Raw genomic sequence first — 3142 nt, 5'->3', positions numbered from 1 at the left:
CGGCTTCATGGGCCAACGCGGCCGTGGCACGCACGAGCACCGCGGCGTGTTTGGCAAGATCGACATCATCACCGGCACGCTGGGCAAGGCACTCGGCGGCGCTTCGGGCGGCTTCACCGCCGCACGCAAGGAAGTGATCGAGCTGCTGCGCCAGCGCTCGCGGCCGTACCTGTTCTCGAACACTGTCGCCCCCAGCATCGTGGGCGCGTCGATTGCTGTGCTGGACCTGCTGGAAGGCTCGACCGCGCTGCGCGACAAGCTCGAAACCAACACCAAGTACTTCCGCAAGGCCATCACCGAGGCTGGTTTCGAGATCAAGCCGGGCGAGCACCCGATCGTGCCGATCATGGTCTACGACGCGGTGAAGGCGCAGCAGCTGGCGGCACGCCTGCTGGAACTCGGGGTCTACGTGGTGGGCTTCTTCTTCCCGGTCGTGGCCAAGGGCCAGGCGCGCATCCGCGTGCAGATGAGCGCAGGCCATGAGCTGGCCGACCTGGAACGTGCCGTGGCAGCCTTCCGTCAAGCGGGCCTGGAACTGGGGCTGGTGAAATGACAACGACTCCGAAGATCCTCATCATTGGCGCGAACGGCCAGATCGGCACCGAACTGGCCGAAGAGCTGGCCCGGCGCTACGGCAACAGCGCGGTCGTGACGAGCGATCTGGCACCCAAGGGCCGCGTGCCTGGCCTGACGCACGAAGCGCTGGACGTGACCGACGCGGCCGCRCTGATCGCGGTGGCCGAGCGCCACGGCATCACCCAGATCTACCACCTCGCGGCGGCCTTGTCGGCGCGTGGTGAGCAGCACCCGATGTGGGCCTGGGATCTGAACATGAAGGGCCTGCTGAACGTGCTGGAGCTGGCCCGCACGCACAAGCTGGACAAGGTGTTCTGGCCCAGTTCGATCGCCGCCTTTGGCCCCACCACGCCGCGTGACCACACGCCGCAGAAGACGGTGATGGAGCCGACCACGGTCTACGGCATCTCCAAGCTCGCCGGTGAAGGCTGGTGTACTTGGTACCACCGGATGCACGGCGTGGATGTGCGCAGCATCCGCTACCCGGGCCTGATCAGCTGGAAGACGCCTCCCGGCGGCGGCACTACCGACTACGCGGTCGAGATCTTCCATGAGGCGCTGAAGTCGCGCCGCTACACCAGCTTCCTGGGCCCGCAGTCGGCGCTGCCGATGATGTACATGCCCGACGCGATTCGCGCGACGCTGGAATTGATGGACGCGCCTGCCGACAAGATTCGCGAGCGCCATGGCTACAACCTGGCGGGCGTGAGCTTCACGCCGGCTGAGATTGCTGCGGCGATTGCTGAGGAGATTCCGGGCTTTGCGATCGACTACGCGCCAGACTTCCGTCAAGCGATCGCCGACTCGTGGCCGCGTTCGATCGACGATTCAGCGGCCCGCGCCGATTGGGGCTGGAAGCTGGAATACGACCTGCGCGCGATGGTGCGGGACATGCTCGCGAACTTGGCGCCGGCGTTGGCGGCTGCGTAGGGCGATCAATACGGTGCCCTGCAGGGGGCATCGCGAGGGGCGGAAGGCCCGGGGCGTTTTCTGCGGCCCGCTCGCGGGGAGCCGGGGTGCGCTGGCCGTGGTCTCTCGATCGGCTGCGTGTTCACGAGACGTCGGTTGGGGCGACCGCGAATGAAGGCCGCCGAAAACGCCCCAAACCTCCCGCCCCAGCCACGACCGTGGCATGCGAAGGCGTGCCGCACCAACGGCGGTGCCTGCAGGGCGGTGGTGGTGTCTCCGGGCGGAGGCCTCATTCGCGGTCGCCCCAACGCATCTCAGGCACCACGGTGTAGATGCGGCTGCGGATGGTGTCCCTCGACGGTCGCCCGCGAGCGGCCGTAGAACGGGGACACCGCCGCCGCCCTGCCGCCGCAACCTCAGCAAGCGGTTGCGCGCAGGCCGACTCAGCCGATCAGAACGGCACCTTCCCCCGCCAGATCTGGCTGTACATCACCCAGTCGCCCATGAAGCTGTAGAGCGGCCGCTTGAAACTGGCCGGCTTGTTCTTCTCGAAGCCGAAGTGGCCGATCCACGCGAAGCCGTAGCCGCACAGCAGGCCGTAGAGCAGGTACTGCCACTGGCCCGTGTACAACAGCATCGCCAGGCACGCGAGCGACAACGTCGAGCCGACGAAGTGCAGCCGCCGGCAGGTGCGGTTGCTGTGCTCGCCCAGGTAGAACGGGTAGAACTCGGCAAAGCTGTGAAAGCTCTTCGGGTTGACCAAGGGCGCGGCGGCGGTGTTCATCCTGGGCTCCTGTGCAACATGCCTGCTGGGCCGCTCAGCCGCCGGGTTCTCCCGGCACGGCCAGTGGGCGCACGTATTTCAGCAAGCTGACCAGCATCTTGCCAGGCTCTTCCCACGGAATCATGTGGGAAGAACGCTCAAACCAGACCGCCTGCTTGTAGGGCGCCTTGACGGCCTCCAGCCATTTCGCCGTCGGCTCCGACGGGGTGGTGTAGTCGTGCCGGCCCATGAACATCACGACCGGGATCGGGAACGAGCGGACCCCGGTGAAATCGACGTTCAGGAACTCCGGCAGGATCCGGCCGAGCGTGAACAGGTTGCCCTGGTCGACGGCGAGGCGGTCCTTGTATTCGTACTCCGGCGACAGCAGCGGCGCGTCGTAGAAGTAGGGCGACTCTTGGCGATAGGCGCTCAGTCCGCCGTAGAACTGTGGCCATTTGCGGGCGATGATGATCCGCTCCCGGGTGATCGGCTGGTTGCCCGGGTACGGCGCGATCGACTCCAGCTCCTTCACCGCTTCAGCGTTGCCATGCGCCCTGGCCTGCGCCAGCCCGAACTCGAAGCTGACGCGCTCGTTCTCGCGGGTGTTGATGTTCTGCCCGACGCCGACATAGGCGTGGAACAGATCGGGTCGCTTCAGCACAGCGCCCATGCCCACGACCGTGCCCCAGCTGTGCCCCATCAAGATGATCTTGCGCTGGCCATACTTGGCGCGGATGTGCTCGGCGACCTCGATCGCATCATCGACATAACGCGGGATGTGGATGGTGTCGCTGATCGACTCGGGGTCGGTCTCGCCCAACGTCTTTCCGGCACCGCGCTGGTCCCAATTGACGACCGTGAAGAACTCTTCGATAGGGCGCTGGAACTGCC

4 protein-coding genes are annotated in these 3142 nt (G+C 66.1%); 2 read left to right on the top strand and 2 right to left on the bottom strand.

The window, feature by feature from the left end; translation table 11 throughout:
- Both AC1DYI_RS30770 and AC1DYI_RS30765 read left to right on the top strand, forming a co-directional pair.
- Window positions 1–553: aminotransferase class I/II-fold pyridoxal phosphate-dependent enzyme (locus AC1DYI_RS30770; protein WP_477207916.1), on the top strand; the 553-nt coding region annotated here is incomplete at its 5' end.
- Window positions 550–1506 (top strand): NAD-dependent epimerase/dehydratase family protein, encoded by a 957-nt coding sequence (locus AC1DYI_RS30765; protein ID WP_477207915.1) that lies wholly within the window; start codon window positions 550–552, stop codon window positions 1504–1506. The genes AC1DYI_RS30770 and AC1DYI_RS30765, both read left to right, overlap by 4 nt.
- Before the next feature lie 430 nt (window positions 1507–1936).
- On the opposite strand, the gene AC1DYI_RS30760 is transcribed toward AC1DYI_RS30765, so the two are convergent.
- A complete protein-coding gene (locus AC1DYI_RS30760; protein ID WP_477207914.1) occupies window positions 1937–2269 on the bottom strand; it encodes an Mpo1-like protein in 333 nt (110 codons plus the stop codon).
- A gap of 34 nt (window positions 2270–2303) precedes the next feature.
- Window positions 2304–3142 (bottom strand): alpha/beta fold hydrolase (locus AC1DYI_RS30755; RefSeq protein ID WP_477207913.1); only part of this gene is annotated, 839 nt, incomplete at its 5' end.

This window comes from Ideonella sp. P3_A4, assembly GCF_056403075.1.
The sequence above is the reverse complement of the archived record's forward strand: the minus strand, read 5'-3'. Positions and strand labels throughout refer to the sequence as shown.